25 protein-coding genes and 1 tRNA gene are annotated in these 22,603 nt (G+C 57.2%); 13 read left to right on the top strand and 13 right to left on the bottom strand.

The genetic code is table 11. The annotated features are described in order from the left end of the window. Positions 1-12 precede the first annotated feature (12 nt). The 7 genes from AD930_RS08810 to AD930_RS08780 all read right to left on the bottom strand — a co-directional run bounded on the left by AD930_RS08810 (position 13) and on the right by AD930_RS08780 (position 7,312). Entirely contained in the window at positions 13-195 is a 183-nt protein-coding gene (locus AD930_RS08810; RefSeq protein WP_043553555.1) for a DNA gyrase inhibitor YacG, read from the bottom strand. Continuing rightward, positions 192-1,277 (bottom strand): ribonuclease E/G, encoded by a 1,086-nt coding sequence (locus AD930_RS08805; RefSeq protein ID WP_061505947.1) that lies wholly within the window; start codon positions 1,275-1,277, stop codon positions 192-194. The genes AD930_RS08810 and AD930_RS08805 overlap by 4 nt, the downstream gene beginning before the upstream one ends. Then, entirely contained in the window at positions 1,274-1,906 is a 633-nt protein-coding gene (locus AD930_RS08800; protein WP_061505946.1) for a Maf family protein, read from the bottom strand. Before AD930_RS08800 ends, AD930_RS08805 begins: the two co-directional genes overlap by 4 nt. Before the next feature lie 4 nt (positions 1,907-1,910). Then, a complete protein-coding gene (infA, locus tag AD930_RS08795; RefSeq protein ID WP_003622234.1) occupies positions 1,911-2,129 on the bottom strand; it encodes a translation initiation factor IF-1 in 219 nt (72 codons plus the stop codon). A 70-nt stretch (positions 2,130-2,199) separates the two neighbouring features. Further along, positions 2,200-3,513 carry a histidinol dehydrogenase gene (gene hisD, locus AD930_RS08790; protein ID WP_061505945.1) on the bottom strand — a complete coding sequence of 438 codons (1,314 nt, stop codon included), beginning with the start codon at positions 3,511-3,513 and terminating at the stop codon, positions 2,200-2,202. Continuing rightward, the gene (hisG, locus tag AD930_RS08785; RefSeq protein ID WP_061505944.1) at positions 3,510-4,259 is read right to left on the bottom strand and encodes an ATP phosphoribosyltransferase; all 750 of its coding nucleotides are present in this window, start codon (positions 4,257-4,259) and stop codon (positions 3,510-3,512) included. Before hisG ends, hisD begins: the two co-directional genes overlap by 4 nt. A 131-nt stretch (positions 4,260-4,390) precedes the next feature. Next, on the bottom strand, positions 4,391-7,312 hold the full coding sequence (locus tag AD930_RS08780; RefSeq protein ID WP_061505943.1) for an Rne/Rng family ribonuclease: 2,922 nt from the start codon (positions 7,310-7,312) through the stop codon (positions 4,391-4,393). A 143-nt stretch (positions 7,313-7,455) separates the two neighbouring features. On the opposite strand from AD930_RS08780, the gene AD930_RS17800 reads away from it, so the two are divergent. The 3 genes from AD930_RS17800 to AD930_RS08770 all read left to right on the top strand — a co-directional run bounded on the left by AD930_RS17800 (position 7,456) and on the right by AD930_RS08770 (position 10,527). After that, positions 7,456-7,605: a hypothetical protein gene (locus tag AD930_RS17800; protein WP_156102624.1), complete on the top strand. Its 150-nt coding sequence runs from the start codon at positions 7,456-7,458 to the stop codon at positions 7,603-7,605. 189 nt (positions 7,606-7,794) lie between these two features. After that, positions 7,795-8,733 (top strand): N-acetylmuramoyl-L-alanine amidase family protein, encoded by a 939-nt coding sequence (locus AD930_RS08775; protein ID WP_244150544.1) that lies wholly within the window; start codon positions 7,795-7,797, stop codon positions 8,731-8,733. Positions 8,734-8,844: 111 nt separating this feature from the next. Further along, complete coding sequence (locus AD930_RS08770) at positions 8,845-10,527, top strand: S10 family peptidase (protein ID WP_408735775.1); 1,683 nt, start codon at positions 8,845-8,847, stop codon at positions 10,525-10,527. A 51-nt stretch (positions 10,528-10,578) separates the two neighbouring features. Here the strand turns inward: AD930_RS08770 and AD930_RS08765 are convergent, their stop codons facing one another. From AD930_RS08765 to AD930_RS08755, 3 genes are read right to left on the bottom strand one after another with little or no spacing between them, the layout of a single operon-like run. Then, positions 10,579-10,872, bottom strand: a complete 294-nt coding sequence (locus AD930_RS08765) for a hypothetical protein (RefSeq protein ID WP_061505942.1) — start codon at positions 10,870-10,872, stop codon at positions 10,579-10,581. Further along, entirely contained in the window at positions 10,869-12,344 is a 1,476-nt protein-coding gene (locus AD930_RS08760; protein ID WP_061505941.1) for a PepSY-associated TM helix domain-containing protein, read from the bottom strand. Before AD930_RS08760 ends, AD930_RS08765 begins: the two co-directional genes overlap by 4 nt. A gap of 15 nt (positions 12,345-12,359) precedes the next feature. After that, on the bottom strand, positions 12,360-12,692 hold the full coding sequence (locus AD930_RS08755; protein WP_061505940.1) for a hypothetical protein: 333 nt from the start codon (positions 12,690-12,692) through the stop codon (positions 12,360-12,362). 129 nt (positions 12,693-12,821) lie between these two features. On the opposite strand from AD930_RS08755, the gene AD930_RS08750 reads away from it, so the two are divergent. Continuing rightward, on the top strand, positions 12,822-15,083 hold the full coding sequence (locus AD930_RS08750; RefSeq protein WP_244150543.1) for a TonB-dependent receptor: 2,262 nt from the start codon (positions 12,822-12,824) through the stop codon (positions 15,081-15,083). Between the two features lie 120 nt (positions 15,084-15,203). Continuing rightward, entirely contained in the window at positions 15,204-15,500 is a 297-nt protein-coding gene (locus AD930_RS08745; protein WP_061505939.1) for a hypothetical protein, read from the top strand. Positions 15,501-15,640: 140 nt separating this feature from the next. On the opposite strand, the gene AD930_RS17795 is transcribed toward AD930_RS08745, so the two are convergent. Next, complete coding sequence (locus AD930_RS17795) at positions 15,641-16,060, bottom strand: hypothetical protein (RefSeq protein ID WP_156476951.1); 420 nt, start codon at positions 16,058-16,060, stop codon at positions 15,641-15,643. On the opposite strand from AD930_RS17795, the gene AD930_RS17790 reads away from it, so the two are divergent. The 7 genes from AD930_RS17790 (at position 16,059) to AD930_RS08710 (ending at position 20,222) form a co-directional block, all read left to right on the top strand. After that, on the top strand, positions 16,059-16,571 hold the full coding sequence (locus tag AD930_RS17790) for a tail fiber domain-containing protein (protein WP_156476950.1): 513 nt from the start codon (positions 16,059-16,061) through the stop codon (positions 16,569-16,571). The genes AD930_RS17795 and AD930_RS17790 overlap by 2 nt on opposite strands. After that, the gene (locus AD930_RS08735) at positions 16,571-16,981 is read left to right on the top strand and encodes a hypothetical protein (RefSeq protein ID WP_061505937.1); all 411 of its coding nucleotides are present in this window, start codon (positions 16,571-16,573) and stop codon (positions 16,979-16,981) included. The genes AD930_RS17790 and AD930_RS08735 overlap by 1 nt, the downstream gene beginning before the upstream one ends. Further along, positions 16,974-18,359, top strand: coding sequence for a CotH kinase family protein (locus tag AD930_RS08730; RefSeq protein ID WP_244150542.1), 1,386 nt, complete (start codon positions 16,974-16,976; stop codon positions 18,357-18,359). The genes AD930_RS08735 and AD930_RS08730 overlap by 8 nt, the downstream gene beginning before the upstream one ends. 66 nt (positions 18,360-18,425) lie before the next feature. Next, complete coding sequence (locus AD930_RS08725) at positions 18,426-18,932, top strand: hypothetical protein (RefSeq protein ID WP_061505936.1); 507 nt, start codon at positions 18,426-18,428, stop codon at positions 18,930-18,932. Further along, positions 18,929-19,363 carry a cell wall hydrolase gene (locus tag AD930_RS08720; RefSeq protein WP_061505935.1) on the top strand — a complete coding sequence of 145 codons (435 nt, stop codon included), beginning with the start codon at positions 18,929-18,931 and terminating at the stop codon, positions 19,361-19,363. The genes AD930_RS08725 and AD930_RS08720 overlap by 4 nt, the downstream gene beginning before the upstream one ends. Further along, entirely contained in the window at positions 19,360-19,677 is a 318-nt protein-coding gene (locus AD930_RS08715; protein WP_061501595.1) for a hypothetical protein, read from the top strand. Before AD930_RS08720 ends, AD930_RS08715 begins: the two co-directional genes overlap by 4 nt. Continuing rightward, positions 19,674-20,222, top strand: coding sequence for a hypothetical protein (locus tag AD930_RS08710; RefSeq protein WP_061505934.1), 549 nt, complete (start codon positions 19,674-19,676; stop codon positions 20,220-20,222). Before AD930_RS08715 ends, AD930_RS08710 begins: the two co-directional genes overlap by 4 nt. Before the next feature lie 138 nt (positions 20,223-20,360). Here the strand turns inward: AD930_RS08710 and AD930_RS17785 are convergent, their stop codons facing one another. Further along, on the bottom strand, positions 20,361-20,633 hold the full coding sequence (locus AD930_RS17785; RefSeq protein WP_156476949.1) for a hypothetical protein: 273 nt from the start codon (positions 20,631-20,633) through the stop codon (positions 20,361-20,363). Between the two features lie 470 nt (positions 20,634-21,103). Continuing rightward, positions 21,104-21,190, bottom strand: a tRNA-Leu gene (locus AD930_RS08700). A 307-nt stretch (positions 21,191-21,497) separates the two neighbouring features. On the opposite strand from AD930_RS08700, the gene AD930_RS08690 reads away from it, so the two are divergent. Then, positions 21,498-22,451 carry a complex I NDUFA9 subunit family protein gene (locus AD930_RS08690; RefSeq protein WP_061505931.1) on the top strand — a complete coding sequence of 318 codons (954 nt, stop codon included), beginning with the start codon at positions 21,498-21,500 and terminating at the stop codon, positions 22,449-22,451. The last annotated feature ends 152 nt before the right edge of the window (positions 22,452-22,603 follow it).

The raw sequence follows: 22,603 nt of genomic DNA, 5'->3' as shown, positions 1-22,603 counted from the left end.
AGGGAGATCAAGTCACCTTTCGTCATTTATCTCAGGTTTTTCAAGATTCTCTTCATCAGCCGGCGGACCGGGGATGCGATACTGCCCGGAAAACCAGCGTCCGAGGTCAATATCCGCGCAGCGCTGGGAGCAGAAGGGGCGGGTGGCGGCCTGGGTTGGCGCGCCACAGACGGGGCAGGTGCTGTTTTTGCTCATGCGTGTGTCGTCCAGAAAAAATCAGGCAGGGCGGGGTCAAGCTGGAGGCTCAAAGGTTTGCCACGTTGAGAGATACAGTCTGCCAGAGCCTGCGGGTCCTGTTCCAGTGCGGTGATGAGGCCAAGACCGCCCCGCAGAACGGTCGCTTCCGTTTCCTGCGTGACAAGGTGGCGCAGCGCAGCCAGCGCCTGCCCATGCGCAGATGAGAGAAGTTCTGGCAGAGATGGGTGAATCCGTGCCCGTACCAGCTCAACCAGCCCCAGCGCGGTAATGCCAAGGCAGCGGGGGCGGAGCGGATCATCCTGCAGAGCCGCTTTTACAGGCTCCAGAAGCGCCTGCCGCTTGCGTGTGGCCAGTCCGGCAGGATCAATCAGAATCGCGCCAGAGAGATTGCGCAGGCGAATCTGGCGCATCAGAGCCGGAAGGGCATCCCGGTTGGCGGCAAACTGTGCGGTTTGTTTAGGCCAGCCCGTTTTGGCCGGGGACGCGTCCATATCAATGGCCACCAGAGCGGGCGTGGGCGTAATGCTGGCCTGCATGCCGCCGGGCAGGCTGATAAGCGGTTCTTCGAGTGCCGTGCAGGCGTGGGCAATCTCTTCCGGGAACGGCTGGAGTTCCTGCTGGCGGCGCGGGCGCAAAGCGACCGGGAGGCAAGCCGCCGCAGCCGGGGAATCGACAACAATCCTCGCATCCGGCCACCGGGCGGCCAGACGGTCCAGTGGCGTGGGGCCGCGGCTGATCAGGCCCGGTTTAGCGGGCAGAGTCGCGGGAGCTTTTTCCGGTTTTAGCCGAACCCCTTTGCCGCCCTGCGCAGCCCGCACCACGCGCACGGTGAGGGTTTGCCCTTCCGTGAGAGCATCTGAGCCCTTTTGGTCAGGCAGGAAGCCACTTACGCCCCCTCCGAGATCCACAAAGGCCCCGCCCATGCCGGGGGCATGCGCGCTGATGCGGCCCAGATAGACATCATCCACACCATCTGGTGCGGCAGGACGCCACAGTGCGTAATCAAGCAGAGTGTCGTCCTGGGTAACGGCAATGCGCAGTTCGCCGGGATAGGTGGCGAGGCGCAGATACACGCTCACGCCAGCCAGTGGCCCGGCTGGCCACGCAAAAGCTGGGCCGTTTCAAACAAGGGCAGGCCAATAACGGCGGAGGCGCTGCCGCAGACAAAACGGATAAAAGCCGCAGCATGGCCCTGCAACGCATAGCCACCCGCCTTGCCTTGCCAGTCGCCCTGATCCAGCAGGCTTTCAATCTGATGGGAAGTCATGCGGGAGAATGTGACGGCCGTTTCCACAACCCGTTCGGCCCGGTGGCCTTCCGGCCAGCCAGCAGAGGGAATAACGGAAAGGGCGGTCAGCACCGTATGGCGGCGGCCGGAAAGCTGTTCCAGGCAGGCGCGTGCGGTCTCACGGTTTTCTGCTTTGGGCAGGATGCGTCGCCCAAGAGCAACAACCGTGTCCGCTCCCAGCACCAGAGCCGGTTCGCTCAGGCTGGCAGCAACCACGTTCGCTTTTTCCATGGCCATGCGGCGCACGTAGGGGCGCGGCAGTTCTGTCCGGGCTGGGGTTTCATCAATATCAGCCGGGAGAACGCGGTCTGGCACCAGCCCGACCTGACGCAAAAGGTCAAGCCTGCGGGGCGATGCGGACGCCAGCACAAAGTGAGGGCGGCCTCCGTTCTCCGTGCCATCCGGCCCGGATGCTGCCATCGTCTTACTTGAAGCGGAAGGTAATACGACCTTTGGACAGGTCATACGGTGTCATTTCGACATTCACCCGGTCACCAGCCAGAACACGAATACGGTTCTTGCGCATTTTGCCGCTGGTATGGGCCAGAATCATATGTTCGTTGTCGAGTTTCACCCGGAACATCGCGTTGGGCAGCAGTTCTGTAACCGTGCCGCTGAATTCAATCATGTCTTCTTTAGACATGGCGTCCTTCGTTCATTTTTAAGCCTCGTTATGGTTGGATGTGCAGATATGGGTGAGGGAGCCGGTTCGGTCAAGCGTTAGGCGTGGTTTGGTCTAACGCATCAAGCCGGGCAGAGATGCTCAGCGCATGCGCTTCTAGCCCTTCGGCCTGTGCCAGAGCGACCCCTGCCGGGCCAATACGGCGCAGGGCGTCGGGGCCGCCGGCCAGGAAGGTTGTCCGTTTCATGAAGTCAAAAACAGACAGGCCGGACGCAAAGCGCGCGGTGCGGGAGGTGGGCAGCACATGGTTCGGGCCGCCTACATAATCGCCCACAGCTTCCGGGCAGAACCGGCCAAGGAAAACCGCGCCCGCGTGCCGTACCTTGGCAAACAGGGCTTCCGGATCATCCACCATCAGTTCCAGATGTTCCGGGGCCAGACGGTTGGCCAGAGCCACCGCTTCGTCCAGATCTTTGACGACCAGAACCGCGCCGTTCCGCTCCCAGCTGGCGCCGGCAATGGCGGTGCGGGTCAGCGTCTTCAGCTCGGTTGTGACGGCTTGCGTCACTTTATCGGCAAAGGCTGCATCCGGCGTGATGAGCGTTGCCTGAGCCAGTTCATCATGCTCGGCCTGTGCCAGCAGATCCAGCGCAATCAGGCGTGGGTCTGTGGCCGAATCGGCAATCACCACCACATCGGACGGACCGGCAATGCTGTCGATACCCACATGGCCAAACACCTGCCGCTTGGCTTCCGCCACAAAGGCGTTGCCCGGGCCGACAATGCGGTCCACAGGGCGAATGGTCTGTGTGCCAAACGCCATGGCACCCACAGCCTGCGCGCCGCCAATGCGGTAGATTTCCGTCACGCCAGCCCGATGCGCTGCTGCCAGCACCAGCGGGTTGATCACGCCGTCCGGTGTGGGCACGCACATGGCAAGCCGCTGCACACCTGCCACACGCGCCGGAATGGCGTTCATCAGCACGGAGGAGGGGTAGGCCGCTTTCCCGCCGGGCACATACAGTCCGACCGCATCCAGCGCGATCCAGCGCATGCCCAGCGTCATACCGACATCGTCCGTATAGCGAACATTCGACGGCATCTGGGCTCTGTGGAAGGATTCAATGCGCGTAGCGGCAACATCCAGAGCCGCCATTAGCTCCGGGCTGACCTGTGTGCAGGCTTTGGCAATCTCGTCTGCTTTAAAAGCCAGCTGGGCAGGCGTAAGCGGCAGGCGGTCAAACTTCTCGGTCAGGGCGCACAGGGTGGCATCCCCATCCCGGCGCACTGAGGCCAGAATCTCCGCAACAGGTTTATGAACTTCCTGCCCCTGTTCTTCACGGGCTGTCAGAAGCGAGGCGAAATCAGCCTCAAAACCGGGGTCACGTGTGTCTAGCCGTTTCATGAAGACTGCTCTGCCTTGATCTTTTGGGCGGCGGAAGGAGCGGCTTCCATCGCGCTGCGAAAGCCGTTGATAATCGCGCTGATTTCTTCTGGGCGGGTTTTCAGGGCCGTACGGTTTACAATCAGTCGACTGGTGATGTGCGTGATCGTTTCCACTTCCCGCAGCCCGTTGGCACGGAGGGTGGAGCCGGTATCCACCAGATCCACAATCAGGCGGGAAAGCCCCAGCATGGGGGCCAGTTCCATCGCGCCATGCAAATGCACGATATTGGCGTTAATGCCGCGCGCTGCAAAAAAGCGACGGGTTATGGCGGGGTATTTGGTCGCAACGCGGACCTCGGACCACCGCGCCCATTCCTGCGGGTCATGCGGCAGGCTGGAAGGCTGCGCAACGGACACGCGACAGCCACCAATGCCTAGATCCAGCGGGGCATAAATTTCCGGGTAGTCAAATTCCATCAGCACATCTGCGCCGCAGATGCCAACATGCGCGCCGCCGGAGGCGACAAAAGTGGCTACATCAAACGAGCGGACGCGAACAACATCCAGATTGGGATTCTGGGTCGGGAAGCGCAGCTTACGGCTGTCATCGCCCAGACAATCGGGGGAGGGTGCCATCCCCGCTTCATCAAGGAGCGGTGTGACGGCTTTCAGGATCCGCCCTTTAGGCAGGGCCAGAACCAGAGGGCCCCGGTCCTGCGCTCCGGAAGAACGCTCGGGCTGAAGATCTGGCTGGGGCACGGTCATGAAAACTCCGGTGGGGCGGGCAGGTCTGTTTTAAGAAGGCCTTACCTACCATACGTGGCCGATGGCCAAAAGAGGCAGGAAGCAGTTAGGGGGCAGGCCCAAAGACCATGCCCCCTATCCTCAGTCCTGCTTTAGCGGCGCCACCAGCCCGTGCGGCGCTTGGGGGCGGGCTTCTCGTCATCAATGACAATCGGCTGCACGATGGACGCGTCCGGTGCGTCCTCCGTGGCTGGCGTCTTGTCAGCACTGGCGTCCTGAGCCTCAGCCGGGGCGCTTTTGCTGGTTGCAGCAGCACTTTTCGCTGCCGCCCGACGGCGGCGCGGTGCAGGTTTTTCCGCAGCGGGGTCCGCTGTTTCATCCTGCGGTGCCGCTGTTGAAGCGTCGTCCGTTGCCGTCGCAGTTTTCCGGCGCGTGGTTGCGCGGCGGCGTGTGCGAGGCTTGGATTTTTCTTCCGGAGCCTCTGCGTCCTCAGCGGGCGCTTCAACGTCAGCCGTTGCTTCAGCCTTTTTCCGCGTAGCACGGCGGCGGCGCGGTTTGGGAGCCTCTTCCTCGGCAACCGGGGCGTCAGCAGTTGGCGCGGCTTCCACCACAGTCTCTGCCGGAGCAGGGGCTGCCTGCTCAGCGTCAGCAACAACCGGAGCCTCTTCCGCTACAGGCGCAGCTTTGCGACGACGTCCCGGGCGTTTACGGGCCGGTTTTGCTTCAGCTGTCGGAGCCTCGTCAGCCGGGGCTTCAACCTCTTTCGGCTCTTCTGCTGCCGCAGGTGCCGCCACTGGAACTGCTTTGGCAGGTTCCGGCTTTGCTACTGCTTTGGAGGCCTTCGCTTTTTCCGCTTCCGCGGCTTCCATGGTGGAATTTTCGATCAGATCGAAAATGTCCAGGCTGCCACCAAACGGGTTCGCCGGTGTCGGACCCTGCCATGTCGGGCGGCGCGGCTGCGGAGCCGGACCTTCCTCAATAGCAACCCGGATTTCCGGTGCGTCCGTTTCCGTCGGGCGCACGCGGGAATGGCGGGTGCGACGACGGCCGGGGATCAGATTACCTTCAGCCTCAGCAGGTGCTGCGGCAGCAACCTGCTCTTCCGTTGCAGGCGTCTGAGCGGCTGCCCCGTTCTCTTCACGGTTCCCGTTGCCACGACGGCGACGGCGGCGACGGCGGCGGCGCGGTTCGTCTTCCCCAGCGCTAGCTTCAACGGCAGCAGCCGGAACTTCGGCGCGGGGCGTCGTGTCCTGTTCTGCCACAACCGGTGTTGCTTCTTCCGGTGTGACGTCCACCACGGCGTTTTCTACCGGCGGCAGCGGCGCGTAGTTGCGGTTCGCTTTGGGCGGCTGGCGGCGCTCAATGCGAATTTCCGGCACAGGCAGCGTGGCGTCGGCTTCAAACAGAATTTCCATCTGATGCCGCTGCTCAATTTCAGCCAGCCAGTCGCGCTTGTTGTTCAGCACATAGAACGCAATTTCTGCGGCAACATGCACGGTAATGGCGGAAGCACGACGGCGTGCGCCTTCTTCTTCCACCGCACGCAGCACATGCAGTGCAGAGCTTTCAATGCCACGGACCATACCCGTGCCCTGGCAGTGCGGGCAGGGTGTAAACGCGGCTTCCGCCACTGAAGGCCGCAGCCGCTGGCGCGACATTTCCAGCAGACCGAAGTGAGAGATCGAACCCATCTGGATGCGCGCACGGTCATGGCGCAGCGCATCTTTCAGGCGGCGTTCAATCGCGCTGTTGTGGCGGCGGGATTCCATGTCAATAAAGTCAATGACAATCAACCCAGCCAGATCACGCAGCCGCAGCTGGCGGGCCACTTCATCCGCTGCTTCCTGATTGGTGCGGAAAGCAGTTTCTTCAATATTGCGCTGGCTGGTCGCTTTGCCGGAGTTCACGTCAATGGCGACCAGAGCTTCGGTCTGGTTGATAACCAGATAGCCACCGGAGCGCAGAGACACGACCGGGGAGAGCATGGCGTCCAGATGCCCTTCCACATGGTAATGTGTGAAGAGCGGCTGGCTTTCCTTGTTCCACAGTCGGACTTTTTCTGCGTGCTGCGGCATAAGCATCCGCATGAAGTCGCGCGCGGCTTTCCAGCCATGCTCGCCATCCACCAGAATTTCACTGACTTCACGCGTGTACACATCGCGGATGGCGCGTTTGACGAGGCTTGCTTCCTCGTAAATCAGAGCCGGCGCGACGGACTGCATCGTCAGGTCCCGGATATCGTCCCACAGATGGAGCAGATATTCGCAGTCTCGCGTAATTTCCGGCCCCGGACGCTGCGCGCCAGCGGTGCGGACAATCATGGCCATGCCACGCGGCAGGTTAAGGCCGGAGATGATGTCACGCAGGCGGCGGCGGTCAGGCACAGACGTAATTTTGCGGGACACACCACCACCCCGCAGGGCGTTGGGCATCAGCACACAGTAACGGCCAGCGAGGGAGACGTAGGTCGTCAGGGCTGCGCCCTTGTTGCCACGTTCTTCCTTGACGACCTGCACCAGCAGAACCTGCCGGCGGCGGATGACTTCCTGAATGCGGTAGTTGCGCAGGAAGCGGGCAATGCGCTTCTGGATCAGCGCTTCTTCACCCGTGTCGGTTTCTCCACCAACATAGTCAGGCGTATCATTCCGGCGGGAGGGGCGGCGGCCTTCGTCTTCGCTGGCGGACTCGTCAGCATCAGAGCTGGCGTCCTCATCTTCAGCGGTGGAAGCCTGCGCGTCGGTCTCGTCTTCGTCGGACTCGGATTCGCCTGCGTCAATCAGGTTTTCTTCTTCAGCCTGCAGGGCGAGAAGTTTCTCCCGGTCAGCAACCGGAATCTGGTAGTAGTCAGGGTGGATTTCGCTGAAGGCCAGAAACCCGTGGCGGTTGCCGCCATATTCAACAAAAGCTGCCTGAAGGCTGGGCTCTACGCGAACAACGCGGGCAAGATAGATGTTCCCTTTGAGCTGCTTTTTGGAGGCAGCTTCAACATCGTAATCTTCAAGTCTGTTTCCATCCATAACGACAACGCGCGTTTCTTCCGCGTGCGTCGCATCGATCAGCATACGCTTTGACATAAAAAGAAAAACTCCGGCGTGCCGGTGGCCGGCCTATCCGGTGGAGCCGTCTGGACGGCTGGACACGGGAGGGGGACGCTTCCGACAGGCATAGGTCTGTACGTGTGAGAAAATGAGAGGCGGATGTCAGGCCAGGCGCTGAGGTGACAGCAGAGGCGCGGAAACAGGATGCTGTCTCCGGTCTGGTCATGCACTCCAAGATCGTGGCCCTGACGATAGTCATGTATCCTTCAACCAATGTTTCCTGCTCCCATCTGCGCTGGGCGGCGGTTAAACGCCAGCCGCGCCTTTAAACTCTAAAGGAGCGGAAACAGGATGCATGACGGGCAATCCTGCCTTGAGCCATGCTTGCCGACCATGACCTAAACAGCAACAAACCGCAAGCCATTCAGCAACACTGTTTTGCATCTCTCTGGCCTTGACACGGTTTCGACATTATCTGTGTGCAGGATCGCCCCAATTAGAGAAGTGTGAGCCTCGTCATGACGTCAGAATCCGAAAAAACAGCCGGTTTTTTTCTGATGGCCGAGCGGTCCGCCCGCACTGCCGGGCTACATGCTCCACATCCCGCACAAAATTCCCTCAACCGGCGCGGACTTCTGATAACGGGTGCCGGGCTGCTGACGACTGGTTTGCTCACCACGCAGGCGCAGGCCGCAGGCACGGCGCGTCATGCAACCGGGCAAACACTTCACGCCCCAGCCATTGTTGGTAAAGCCCGGCCAGCGTTGCCGCTGGTTATGCTGGACCCCGGCCATGGGGGGAAAGATCCCGGTGCTATTGGCTATACCGGGACGTATGAAAAACATGTGGCGGAAGCTGCGGCCACAGAATTGCGTCAGCAGCTTCTGGCCACCGGCCGTTATCGCGTAGCCATGACGCGTACTACTGACCATTTTGTACCGCTGGATGGGCGTGTGGAACTGGCGCAGGAGCACGGGGCATCGCTCTTTATCTCTATGCATGCAGATGCTCTGCATAATGCCGGGGTGCGCGGGGCCAGTGTCTATACGCACTCCCATGGGGCGTCGGACAGTCAGACGGCGGATCTTGCAAAAACAGAAAACAGCGCGGACCGGTATGGTGGTCCTCTCGTGCAGGGCACATCACCGGAAGTGCAGCAGATTCTGGCCAGTCTGGTGACAGAAGAGGCCCGGCGCGGGTCTGCCCATATGGCCAGCGCTGTCGTGGCGTCTTTTCAGTCTCGCATCAATCTGTTGTCGCATCCCCACCGGCACGCCGCGTTTGCAGTGCTGAAATCGGCGCAGATCCCGTCAGTTCTGGTGGAAATGGGCTTTATGTCCAACCGGCTGGATGAAGCCGCCCTGAGGCAGGCCGGACACCGGGCTATGGTAGCAGGGGCGATGTGCACCGCCGTTAATCGCTATTTCGCTGCGGCCGGAGTCGGGCTGGCAGGGTAAGGCAGGGCCGCCCGTAATGGGGTTTGTTGCTAAATGTAAACAGACTGGCCGAACGCCACACTTCCTGATATTCAAGCTATATTATAACATAGTCTGACAGGATGATCTCTCGTGCGGAAAAAACAGACAGGTTTGAAGCTGGCCGGGTTGCTGGCCACGGTTTCTGTGCTGGCAGCGGGTGCCGGTGTAGCCGTTCAGCCGATTGCTTTGGCGGAAGATACCCATCAGGCGGCTGATGCAGCAAAACAGAAAGTCAGCGTAGAAGATTTTCTGGGTAAACCGCAGAGCGTGACCTCCAGCGGGTCCGTGACCGTGCATGGGGCGCATATTGATTATGAAGCCGTGTCCGGCACCCTGATCGTCCATAAGGGCGGCTGGGATGATTCCGAAGGCCCGGATGCGGACAAAGACAAAAAGCAGCCGGAGGCCGCCGCATCTATCTATTACGTGGCCTATTTCAAGAAGGGTGTGCGCCCGGAAAACCGGCCCATCACGTTTGTTTATAATGGTGGCCCCGGTTCCTCCAGCGTATGGCTGCATATGGGCGCCTTTGGCCCGAAACGGGTGGTGACAGCGGACGATAGCCATACCCCCGCCGCGCCCTACGCCATTGTAAATAATAATGACAGCCTGCTGGATGTGTCTGATCTGGTGTTTATCGATGCTCCCGGCACCGGTTACGGCCGTCTGATCGGCAAGGATAAAGAAAAGGCGTTCTGGGGTACGGACCCGGATGCCGGCGCGTTTACCGACTTCATCGCCCAGTTCCTCTCTCGTTTCGGGCGTTACAACTCTCCCAAATATCTGTTTGGGGAAAGCTACGGCACAACGCGTTCCGCAATTGTGGCGAACAAGCTGGCTGACGATAAAGGCATTGATCTGAACGGCGTGATTCTGCTTTCGCAGATCATGAACTACGACAATGACATTGATGGGGTCGCCATGAACCCGTCAATCGATCAGCCTTATGTGCTGGCCCTGCCGAGCTACGCCGCAACGGCGTGGTATCACAAGCGTCTTCCTGCCGAGCATCCGGACCTCAAGGCGTTTCTGAAAGAAGTCGAGCATTTTGCGCTGACTGACTACACAGCGGCCCTGCAGGAAGGCAACGCCATTTCTGACGCGCAGCGTGATGCGACAGCCCTGAAGCTGCACGACTATACGGGCCTTCCGGTAGATTACATTAAGAAGGCCGACCTGCGGATTAATGGCGGGGAGTTTGAAAAAACCCTGCAGGGCGATAAGGATCTGGATACAGGCCGTCTGGACAGCCGCTTCTCTGGTCCGACCATGGATAAGCTGTCCCAGTTCTCCTATTACGATCCGCAGTCTTCCGCCATGTCTTCTGCCTATATCGCGGCCTTTAATGATTATGCCCGCAACACGCTGCATTATGGCAATTCCCCAGCCTTTGGGGATGGGTATCAGGAATACAAATTCTTCTCTGATGCCATCATGAAATGGGATTTCTCACACAAACAGCCCAATACGGATTTCCCGATCCACGGTGCGGTCAATGTGTTGCCGGATCTGGCCTCAGCCATGAAGCATAATCCTGGTCTGAAAGTGATGCTTAATCAGGGCTATTATGACCTCGGGACCCCGTATTTCGAGGGTATTTATGAAATGAAGCATCTGCCCATTTCGCGTGAGCTAAGCAATAATATTCAGATTGTGCAGTATGAATCCGGGCACATGGTCTATGCGAATGAGAAATCTCTGACGCAGCTGCATGATAACGTCGCAAAGTTTATCACGCAGACGCACGGCGCTCCGGCTCCGGCAGCAAAGTAATAAGAAAATGTGGGGCTGGGTGCAGGAAAATTCCTGTGCTTGTCTCGGCTTTTAAAGCGGGGTCTTGCTCATCCGGGCAAGACCCCGTTTTTGTTTAAGAACAGCCATAAGCACACTGGTCCCAAGTCCTGCCGTAGAGCCTAGGCCTAGCCAGTAAAAAATGCCAAGAGCCGGATCCTCAAACAGGCAGAGGGTTAGCGCGAGGCAGGGGGTCAGCGCCCGGACAATCTGGTTAACAGACACAGCGCCGGTTTGCCGGGGGAAAGCGGTACGTGTTCTGGGCTGCAAACATTCGTGGCACCAGAAGGCAGCGCTCCACAGTGCGAGCACGAGCAGGAAAGTCATGCAGCAGGTTCCCGTAATTTCAGCAGTGCGCAGAGCGCGATAAGTCCCGTGAGAAATGCCAGCGCATCCGCTGCCATGAAGACGCTAGCGCCTTGCCCCCATGCATGCGAACGCGAGGCCAGATCCAGCACCGGAAGCCCGCATCCGGCTCCAGCAAGCACCCCGAGTTGCTGACGCCAGCCGGAGGCAGCAAGGCGCGTCAAAGAGAGAAGCAGAGCATGCGCAGCGCACAGGCCCCACACGATAAAGAAGAGATCAATTTCCATCATCGCGCGGCCGGAGAGTGCAGTTGGCAGGCAACGGTTGGCCCAGAAAACCCCGAGTGTTGCGGTAGGAAAGCCCACAACTGTCGTCATGGTCAGGGCTTCTGCCACTCGGAAGAAAAACTGCTCACCCGATGAACGTCGACGTTTCATGAGAAACACGACCAATCCGCTTGCTGCCAGAGCGGTTGCCGCTAACCCGGAGAGGAAATACAGCCAGCGCAAAGGGAGAGGCGCATAACGGGCATAATGGAGCCCACGCACAAGCTGCATGGTCGCAACAGCCGGAGGGCTTTGCGTTACAGAGCGCAGGAGGTGTCCGTCTTTGCGGCTGAAATCCACATGGTCTCTTGTCAGAAACGGGCCGAACGCATCGCTTTTGAAAATATGCACTTCGTCCGGTGTAAACAAAACGAGATTACCGTCAGGGCTCCGCAGAATATCCCGTGCCTGTGCAATTAAAGGAGCAAGCGGCGGAGGCAACGGGCCTGCCTGCAACACGCGCCCTTTGGGGGCGGTCTTTTCCTTTTTGTGCGGCGCTGCCGTGTGCGAGCGGAAAAATGGCTCTGCGGGGAGAAGCACCCGCGCATGGATTGCAGTGCCCGTATAGCCCATGAAAGCAATAAACGGCAGGAACAGCACGCCTGCAATCAGATGAGCATCGACCCAGGCGCGTGGGCGTGCCCCAAACGGGCGGAACAGGATGAGGTCGGGCCAAAGCGCCTTGATGTGGATGACAAGCCCGGAGCCAATAGCCACCATAAGGCAAAGCCCCAGAAAGGTGACAATCTGCACGCCGGGCTGATTGCCGCCCCGCAGCGAGAAATGGAAATTATAGAAAAACTGGCCGCCAGCCGTCTCGCGGGCCGGGAAGACTGCTCCGGTTTCTGAATTCAGCGCGGTGCCGACAAACTCATACCCATCATAATGGAGAACCCGCAGAACGGGGTCTCGGTGTGAGGGCAGGGTGAGGAACGCGGAAAGCCCTTTCCCCTCTTCAGCCTGAATTGTCTGCGCAGCGGCCTGCAGGGCGGTGGGGGTAAGGGAGGTTTCCTGTGTCAGTGAGACTTCGGGCTGCATCCACTGGGTGATTTCCGTATCAAATACAGCCAGCGTACCGGACGCAAAAACACAGGCCAGTAGCAGCCCGGCCAGAAAGCCAACCCAGCTATGGAGCCACCCCATATGCACCCGTAGTGTTTCACGCATGCGTCGTCTTTTTCATCACAACGGAAGAAGACCGGCAAGGACTGCGGAGCCACAGGCCACGAGGCCAAGGATCAGCCCCCACCAGTGGCGGCGTCCGGCAAATCCAGCCAGAACAAGAAGAGGGAAAAGCGCTGCGATCACCATACCGCCCAGATCCGTTTTCAGTCGCATGTCTTCAAACGGGAGGCGCTGGGTATCCAGCATGATCAGATGGGCTGTCAGAAAGGAGAGCGCACAGACAACAGCCAGCAAACCAAGCCGCCGGAAAACGGCCTGACGCTTCTGGTTTTTCCTGGTGACAGGCTGGGCGGAAGGTAGAGTTATGCCCGGGGTTTTTGTGCGACTCATTCTCATGTTGCTAAGTAGTCACGCGACCGCTGTAAACCCCGGACAGATGAGGAAATCATAAAATAATATTGCGAATGTCTCTTAATTGCGCTTATGGAGGCGCGGTCAGTCTTTAATTTTGGATTAATCATGATGATGCGTGGTCGCCTGCCGGTCCTTCTTTCACTGCACAGTGTAGGGCGGGTTGCGTTCTTGCTGGCAACAGTTGCGGTCTTCAATGGTGCTGCTTTTGCTGCACAACAGGAAGTGACTGCGCCACAGAAAACGGCAGCAGATAAGGCCGCGCCTGTTAAAAAAGCCCAACAAGCGCAGACGCCGGCAGCAGAGTCACAGAAAGATGAAAACCTGTTGGTCACGGCCCGCCGCCGTAATCAGATGGAAGTCATCAGTGGTGGCCAGCTTGGGGCATTGGGGACCAAGAAGGGGCTGGATGTGCCGTTTAACATCCGGAGCTATACGTCCAGCCTGATCCTCAACCAGCAATCCCAGACGCTGGGCGAGGTTCTGGAGAATGATCCCTCAGTCCGCACCACATATGGCTATGGCAACTTCTCGGAAATTTTCGTTATCCGGGGTTTTCCTGTGTATGGGGATGACGTCGCGATTAACGGCCTTTACGGCATCACGCCTCGGCAGCTTGTGTCTCCACAGCTTTATGATCAGGTTCAGGTGCTCAATGGTGCGAGCGCGTTCCTGAATGGGGCTGCTCCCAGCGGGACGGCCATTGGCGGGAACATTAACCTGATGTTCAAACACGCCCAGAATACGCCCATTACTCGTCTGACGGGAGATTACGCCAACCAGGGCGTTGGCGGTGGCAGTCTGGATGTAGGGCGGCGTTTTGGGCAGGACAAAGCGTATGGTCTGCGGTTGAATGTCGCAGGTCTGTCTGGGCAGACCTCTATTGATCATGAACGCCGCCACTCCGTTGCTCTGGGGGCGGATTTTGACTGGCATGATGACAAAACACGCATTTCTCTGGACATGAATTACCAAAATCAGGGCGTAAATGGCGGCCGTCCGGGTGTGTTTCTCGGTGCAGATGCGACGGGCGTGCCGCGCGTGCCCAATGCTTCTCACAATTACGGTCAGCGCTGGACATACAATGATCTGAATTACATTTTCGGCATGCTCAATATCGAGCGTGATTTGTCAAAACATGTCACGCTCTATGGCGCTTTTGGTGGTCTTGGGAGTGACGAAAAAGGCAATTACTCCACATTGACGGTCCATAATTCTCAAACCGGGGCCGCCACTGCAGGGGCCATGTATGTGCCCTATGCGCAGACAAATGAAAGCACGCGCGGCGGTGTCCGCGCCCATTTTGACACCGGGCCTGTCAAACATGAAATAAATGCCGGGGGGTCTGCTTTGTGGGAAGAAAGCCGCACGGCTTATTCCATGGCGCTCAGCCCCTTCGATACAAATCTTTATAATACGGCGGCAGTTCAGGCCCCGGTAGAAAACTGGACAGGCGGCAATCTGGACAACCCACTGCCAACCAGCAGAACGCAGCTCTATAGTCTGTTCTTTTCAGACACGATGTCCTTCTGGCAGGGGCGTGTCGCGCTGACTGCCGGTTTTCGTTATCAGAACATGCTGATTAACGGATATAATGCGTATGGCGATGGCGCACGGACTGCGCATTACAGTGAGGGTGCGATTACTCCGGTTGTCGGTCTTGTGGTTCATCCAACGCGCCGCACATCCATTTACTTTAACCGGATTGAAGGGTTGTCGCAGGGGCCGACGGCGAGTGGCACCAATCTGGTTAATCTCGGCCAGATTTTTCCGCCCTTCAAAAGTGTTCAGTATGAAGTCGGGGCTAAATACGATACCGGACGTTTTACAACCACACTGGCGTTTTATCAGATCTCCCAGCCCAATTCCTACACGGAACCGTATGGCAATAGTGGATCCTTCATCTTTCGGGAAAATGGGTTGCAGCGCAACCGGGGCGCAGAGCTGAGTGTTAACGGCCAGATCCTGCCCGGTCTGCGCTTTAACGGCGGTGCCACGCTGATTGATGCTGATTTGCGCCGTACGGCACAGGGGCTAAATAACGGCCATACGGCTATCGGGATTCCCAATTATACCATCAACGGAAATCTGGAATATGATCTACCGTTCCTGCGTGGCGCAACGTTGGTTGGACGAGTGGAAAATACCGGCAAGCAGTGGGTGAATATAGCGAATACGAAACACCTGCCTGTCTGGACACGGTTTGATCTGGGGGCGCGCTATACATTTGCGGTTGCGCACAAACCTCTGACTTTGCGTTTTGGCGTCGATAACATTGCTAACACACGTTACTGGGCTTCTGCTTTTAATGGGTATTTGCTGCAGGGACTGCCCAGAACCTTCAAATTTTCATTCACCACAGATCTGTAATTGCCGCCCCGCGTGGTCATGCTTAAGTCTGGATAACATCGGGGATAAGAGAATTTCTCTTTTGATCCGTTTTTACAAAGCCACTCTTCGGGGTGGCTTTTCTTTTTTCCGGACAAAACAATGCAAGACGCACAATCCACAAGTGGCAACACTTCGTCGGCCTTTCTGGCCACTGATGCCCAGTTGCCGACAGGAACGTATTTCATCGACCAGAGTGGTGCTGTGCTGATGGCCGATACGGTTGGCACGCTTCCTGCGGACGTCACTCTTAACGGAGGCGTCTATATGGCCGGTTCGGCCACGCTGCCTGCCGGTCTGTCAGTTCACCCCACGACGGGCGTAATCCTGACGGACGGCACCACCTACTACCCCAATACAATCAATAATGTCGGCGTTCTGTGCGCCGCTTCGGAGTGATTTTTCATGACTTATGGCGCACCAACGAATCTTGATCTTTCTGCATGCACCCTTTCTGCGGATGGAGGTAAAACTTCCCAGACACTGGCAGAACTCAGTGGTGCTGTCGGGCAAAATACGGCGGCGCTTGTAACAGTTAATCAGAATGTCAGCACATTATCTACTACGGTCCAGACAGCTTCATCGGATGCCTCTGCGGCCAAGGTGGCCGCAACAACAGCAACGACGACAGCATCTTCTGCATCTGCTGCTGCATCTGCGGCACAGACTACGGCGAACGCCGCTATTCCAAAAACGTTTTTGCAGGCCCCTGGAGGTGTCCCGCAGTATAGTACATCGGGCAATACATTGTTTGTTAATCCCAATAACAACAATGGCACGGCACAGATTGCATTAGGTAGTCCGTCTAAAACGAATTTGTGTATTCTAAAAGCTTTTTGCGGTACGACCACGTCTACCGACGCAGATAGCGCGACAGGTGTCGTTTTTCTCTTCCAGGGTGGTACAGGAACTAATGACGGCACAGCGTCTTTTAAGGGTAAAGCGTTTGTTCCAGGCATGGATAATACTATCCCACTAGGGAGTGCCTCCAACCGCTTTTCTCAGCTTTTTGCAGGCACTGGTGCCATTCAGACATCAGACGCCAACATGAAAGCAGTTGTTGGGGTGCTGGGGGACGCCGTCTACGCAGATAGTGCAAAGCTGATTAAGGCGGGACAAGCCATCCGCAAGGCGATCACTGTTTTCACTTTCCGGGATGGTGGTTCGCGCCGGCATGTAGGGGCTATCGCCCAACAGGTTTACGCGGCCCTGAGTGCCGAGGGACTTGATCCGGCTGCATTTGGTATCTGGGGTCAGGATGCACTGACGCAGCAGGTTGAAGTGCGCGACGCAAAAGGGGCACTTACGGACATTGAAACGAAGCCAGTTCTGGATGACAAGGGGCAGCAGGTTTACCGGCAGTCTCTACGCTACGACGAACTGAGCATGTTGCTGACTGCGGCAGGCGAAGCGGAAATGCAGGCTCTGACCGCCCGTGTTGCGGCTCTTGAAGCCAAGGCAGGTGCTTAATGTCTACCCTGCTTGATTTCTCGGCAGCGGTTGCAACCGGGGGGCGTGGTAACACGCTCTCCGGGGGGCAAATCGTGGATGTCATTACCGGTGGCACGCCCCTGACAACCATTGTCAATCCCGGCGCTAATTGTGCCCTGTCCTATGTGACATGTGGTGATAACGGTTACCGCATCATGCCAGATACTGATTGCTCTCTGACGCTCACTGGTGGTCAGCCTGGGCAGATTCAGATCATGCGTATCCTGATCATACAGTCTCCAGCAGGTAACTCTGTGGTCACGTGGCCTTCCAATGTCATCTGGCCCGATGGTGTGCCGTTTGTAGATAGTCGCTCGGGCGCTGTGATGTGTGCCGAAATAATGTTTGACGGCGACAACCACTATTATGGGAGACGGATCTTTGGCTAAATCCTATCCGATGCCGACAACCGGATATACCAAGGATGGTGTACAGGTGCAGCTTGGTGTCAACAACATTGCCGATCAATGGGATTACGTTACGGTTCCCGTTCCGTCGCGGCCTTGGCGTATTCTGATTGAGGGTGACCTGCCGACATTGGCGACAACGCCGTCTGTCTCGGTATCTGTGTTTGAGGGTACTGTGCCGCTGTTTTCAGCATCAGGCACATGGCAGGTGCAGGGGCAAAGTACCGCCAACGCGGATAAAAAAAACTGGAAGCTGAAGCTGCGCAACGCAGTGACTGGCAATAAATTGTCTGTCAAAATCGGTGACTGGTTCCCGATGAGCAGCGTCACGCTGAAAGCCTACGGGACCGACAGAACATTGGTGCGTGACAGCCTGACCCCGGATATCTGGCGTCAGATGCACAGCTATCCTGCCGGTCTTCTCGCCCCTCAGTCAGCCTATCGTTATTGGGATGATACAGATTTCGGAACGCATACGTCTGCTCTGTTCAGCACGGCAGGCTTCCCGGTTGAAGTCTGGCAGAATGGCGCGTTTCTAGGGCTCTATGTTATTCGCACTCCAGCTGACGTTAATGACTACCTGATGGATGACGGCAATAACCAGCACATTCTGATCCAGCCGCAGCACGCGACCAGCCTCTGGAGCGGCACGTTTAACTCCAAAGAATGGTCGGTGCAGTCCCCTGCAATCAGTGGCTATAATGATCAGGACGATATCTCGACATCTTCACCGGATATCAATGCAGCCTGCCAGCGGATTATTGGTTGGATGGGAGCATGCAACAACGGCACGACTGACGCCAGAGCCACGTATAGGCAGTATCTCGATCTGACCTCGTTCCTGGATTATGTGCTGATCTGCGAGCTGTCAGGCTCGTTTGATAGCATGCAGAACAACTTTGAGCTTGGCAGCTGGGACGCAACAGCATCCACCGGGCTCTGGTATTTCTGGCCGTATGATGAGGATGAAACGTGGGGGCTGGTTTTCTTCCTCACGGGCGTCCAATCCGATGCAGGTCAAATTGGGTGGGTGACCAAAAAGGGTGGCAAGGCTGATCAGGATCCCGGCTTTTTTAACCTGGCACATACCGTGTTCCTGCCGGAACTACGCGCGCGCTGGCGTGAATTGCGGGATGCTGGAATTATCTCCTCACAGAACATCAACGCAGCGATCAAGCGTCAGGTTGATCTGATCGACCCGGCTTCAATGGTGCAGGATATTGCAAACTGGCCGCTTGATATTGCGACCGGCGCGCCTGCCTCAATGCAGGCGGGGGGGAAATGGTCAGTTGCGTATATCATGCAGTACGCGGCAACGCGTATTGCGTGGATCGATGCGCAGTGGGGTTATAGCGGCTAACAAACTGACCGCCCATACGCATAAAACATACCGCCGTGTGGGCGGTTTTTTGTATCCGGAAAATCTATGACTGAAGAACAGAGTGGCCTCATCGTCGCGGCTGATGGTGACCTGCGCGAAATTGTTGGTGGTCATGAGATTCGTCTCGCTGCCGTTGAGCGGCGGCAGGACGCGACTGATGGAAAGCTGGACGGGATCAGCAAGGACCTCGCGACCATGCGGGCAGAAGAAAATGCGCGTACTGTGGCGACGACAGCAGGAATAAGCCGTCTGGAAGTGCGGGTTTTTGATCTGGTAACCCAGCTCGCAAAACTCACAGGCGCGCAGGAAAACCAGAACCGGCTTGCTGAAGAAAATCTACGGCGCTGGCGAACACGATCAGTCATTGTCGGGATTATTTGCACCATTGCTGCGGCAGCGGGCGGCACGATCCTTTCCAGCCAAACCTGGGATGACTACCTGTTCGGCAACGTTAGTTTCCTGCACCGCCACCATATTCCAGCCCCTGCGCCGCAGCCTCAACCGCAAGACTCTGTCTATGCACTTGCTCCCCGGAATTGGGAAAAATCATGACACTTAAACTACCAATCACCGACCCGGTGCAGGCGGCAGCTCGTACGGCATGGGGTGAGGCGCGGGGGGAGGGAACGCGGGGGCTGCAAGCGGTCCTGAACGTCATCGGTAACCGGGCAACCCACCCGGGCTGGTGGGGGCGTGATATTGCCGGTGTGTGTCAGGCACATGCCCAGTTTTCCTGTTGGGATACGAATGACCCCAACCGCATGAAACTTCTGACAGTCAGTGACTCAGACAAGCAGTTTTGTGAGGCTCTGGATTTAGTCAGTCGCCTGGTTAACGGCTGTCTGCCGGACCTGACTGGCGGAGCGGATCATTATTACGACTGGCGCGGCCAGCGGCCCTATTGGGCGCAAGGTCGCTTTTATAAATGCACTATTGGTCATCACGCATTTTATCGTGTTGGCCTGAAAGGAGATGGGATGTGACAGGCACCACGAAAAACGCCTTTGCGGTCAATGCGGCTAAAATTGGGGGCATCACTACGGTGGTGCCCCTTTTGTTTTCAGCAATTCCAGAACCGTGGAGTTCAGTTATCTCCGGGGTGATCATCATCTGCGGGGCTGTCACCGCAGCAATCCAGCCTCCGCAAGCCGGGAGCAAATGGAAAATCCCCTATCAGGTCGTTTCCGCCATCGGCCTCAACATCGGCTGGGCCGTCAATCACATTGGAGCGCGGGTCGACGCATCTCAAAGCGTGGTTGCGCAGGCCTCCCTCACTCCACAGGACAAGCAACCATGATGCAGTCCCGTCGCACTTTCCTTCGCTCCACTAGCCTTGTGGCCGCGGCCGGGACACTCACCGCTTGCACGGTGACGACAACCGGGAAAACGACCACGCTTACGCTTAACACGACCAAGGTTAAGGCCTACGCACAGGCTGGTATCAATGCTGTCACAACTATTCTCAGCATCACGGCCGTATCTACTGCTATGGGGGCTCCGGCTGTGGCCGTTATTGAGGCCGCAGGTGGCGCTTTGTCCACCGCACTCTCTGCGTTGGCGGCCGAGACGAAGGGTAGTCTGACAGTCAGCTACGACAACACGAATGCCAAAACGCGCATTGATACGCTGTTGGTGGATCTTAATAATGTTGCCGTGGCAATCCGTGCCGGGTTGGTCGCAGCGCAGCAGACTGTGACCAACAGCGTGATCAATATGGCTATCACCATCTTTAATGCGTTGCGGACCGTGATCGATGCATTTGAGGGCGTTCTGGGAATCAGTCTGCCAAGCGTTACAGATGAGCAGGAGGCAACAGCACTCTCCGTGCTGGCGGCGCAATGACAGGCTTTGAGTGCGGCCTGATCTTAGGCAGTTTGAGCACTGTGCTGCTGGGATCTGGTCTTGCGGCTTTGCTGTCCTGGAAGAAAAGCCAGAATGATTTGTTTGGGCGATAAAATTACTGCCACCGCTGGCGGGCCATTAATCGCTGCGTGTAATCGTCTGGCACGTGAAAAAAAACGCGATTGATTGCCCTGTAGGGCAAAGCACTGGGAACAGTGCCGCCTGCAGAACGTTTTCACTCAAAACAAGGAGGACACTGCCGTGGAAAAACTGTCTGAAGATTTCAAAGACCGTCAGAAACCCGTCTCTCGCATTATTGTTGCTGTCAGTGCTGCTGTGGCTGGTTTCCTGATTATGCTGTTCAGGGCAATCAAAAAGCCCAGATAATTTCTGATAATCATGTTTTGCCAAAGAAGCCCGGCTCTTTCTGCTTACGCAGGGGGTGCCGGGCTTCTTTTTTTGATTCTGGACGCTTTTTGGCTCAGGTTATTAAAAATCATGAGCTATCAGGGTGTTAGGAATGCTGACATAATCCCGGCAAGATGTACCCGTTATCCACAGGCTTACCCCCGCAGGCATCCTCAGATTCTGGGGATAAGTGCGCAGAGCTTCGGATGGAAGATCATGAGGAAGGATAATGAGGCACGTGCATCCGAAAAGACTGCGCGTGACAAGACATGCGATGTGGCTAGGAGAAGAGGTCAACAGTGAGCCGAATAAGCTCAAGTTGAAAAAGTGCGTAGGATCTCGTCAGAGCGTGTATGTCGCTGATGAAAGCAATGAGGGAGGGGAAATCCACTCTCATCCCCCGTCATGCAAAAAGCATGAGGGGATGAAGAGCAGTAGATACAAAAAAACCGCAGCGAACTGCGGTTTTTTTTTGGTGCCCAGAAGAAGACTCGAACTTCCACGACCTTGCGGCCACAGATACCTGAAACCTGCGCGTCTACCAATTCCGCCATCTGGGCTCAGATGACAACCGGGTCACCCCGGCTGGTGAAGGGGTATTTAGCTCGGCCCCGTAACCTCGTCAACGGGAAAAATGCATTTTTCTCAGGATTTGTTTCTTTTTGTTATCTGGCGTCCAGCCGCGTCTTAAAATTCCCAAAAAACAGCAGTTTTTCAGGGTGTGCTGCCTGTGTTCCTAACGCCGGGCAGGTGTTCAGGGAGGATGCTGAACTATTTGTGCTCACCGGACGTTCCAAAAAGAGGCGTAGACTATGGGCAGGCCACCCCAGAAGGCAGGCCAGAGCAAACAGGAGCAGAAAGAACACCATGAATGAGCTGAAGATTGCGACAGTGTTTGGTGGTGGTGGCTTTGTGGGGCGGTATGTTGTCCAGCGCTTGGCGGAGGCAGGATATACCGTGCGGATTGCCTGCCGGAGGCCGGATAAGGCTGCATCCCTGCGGGTTCTGGGAAAGCTGGGGCAGATCGCACCGTTTTATGCCTCTGTGCTGGATGATGCCTCAGTAGCCTGTGTGGTCGAAGGCGCATCTGTTGTCATCAATCTGGCCGCCGTGCTTGGGGATGCATCGGGGCAGAGGCTTGAGGCCGTGAATGTTCAGGGGGCAGGCCGGGTGGCGCGTCTGTCCGCGCAGGTTGGCGTGCCGGCGTTTGTGCACATGTCCGCATTGGGGGCGTCTCACTCAGCACCGTCTGCTTACGGGCGGAGTCGGGCTGCGGGGGAAGATGCTGTACGGGCTGCCATGCCGCAGGCTTCTATTGTTCGACCGTCCGTTATCTTTGGGCCGGAGGATCACTTCTTCAATATGTTCGCCACGCTGGCGCGGTATCTGCCGGTTCTGCCTGTTTATGGTGCAAAGGTGCGCCTTCAGCCTGTGTATGTAGGGGATGTGGCGCAGGTTGTGGCGCGGTTGGCGGAAGATCCCTCGCTGGCAGGGCAGGTGTGGGAGCTGGGCGGGCCGGATGTTCTGACCATGAAGCAGATTTATCAGTGGGTTTTACGCACCACGCAGCGCTCTCGCATGCTTTACGAGGTGCCGCGGGCTCTGGCACGCATTCAGGCAGGGATTTTCGAGCGTTTGCCGGGACATATCCTGACGCGTGACCAGTTGCTGATGCTGTCTCAGGACAATGTTGTGCCGCCGGGTCAGTCGGGTTTTGAAAAGCTCGGGCTGACTCCGCAGAGCATAGAGGCCATCGTGCCGTTTTATCTGACCCGTTATCGGGCGGGTGGTGGCCGTTCAGGGGTTCGCCTTGTAGAATAAGGGGTTAGAGATAAAAGGGTCCGATATGAAACCTATATAAAAAGGTTTTTGAGGCTGAATCTCTTTCAAAAACAAGAAAAATAAAGAAAGGGCAGCAATGCTGTCTTTTCAGAATAGTAGGTAAGGCGCTACCTCAGTCCTGCTTGTTTGGG

Origin of the sequence: Acetobacter malorum (assembly GCF_001580615.1) — a bacterium.
Classification (GTDB): Bacteria; Pseudomonadota; Alphaproteobacteria; order Acetobacterales; family Acetobacteraceae; genus Acetobacter; species Acetobacter malorum.
The sequence above is the reverse complement of the archived record's forward strand: the minus strand, read 5'-3'. Positions and strand labels throughout refer to the sequence as shown.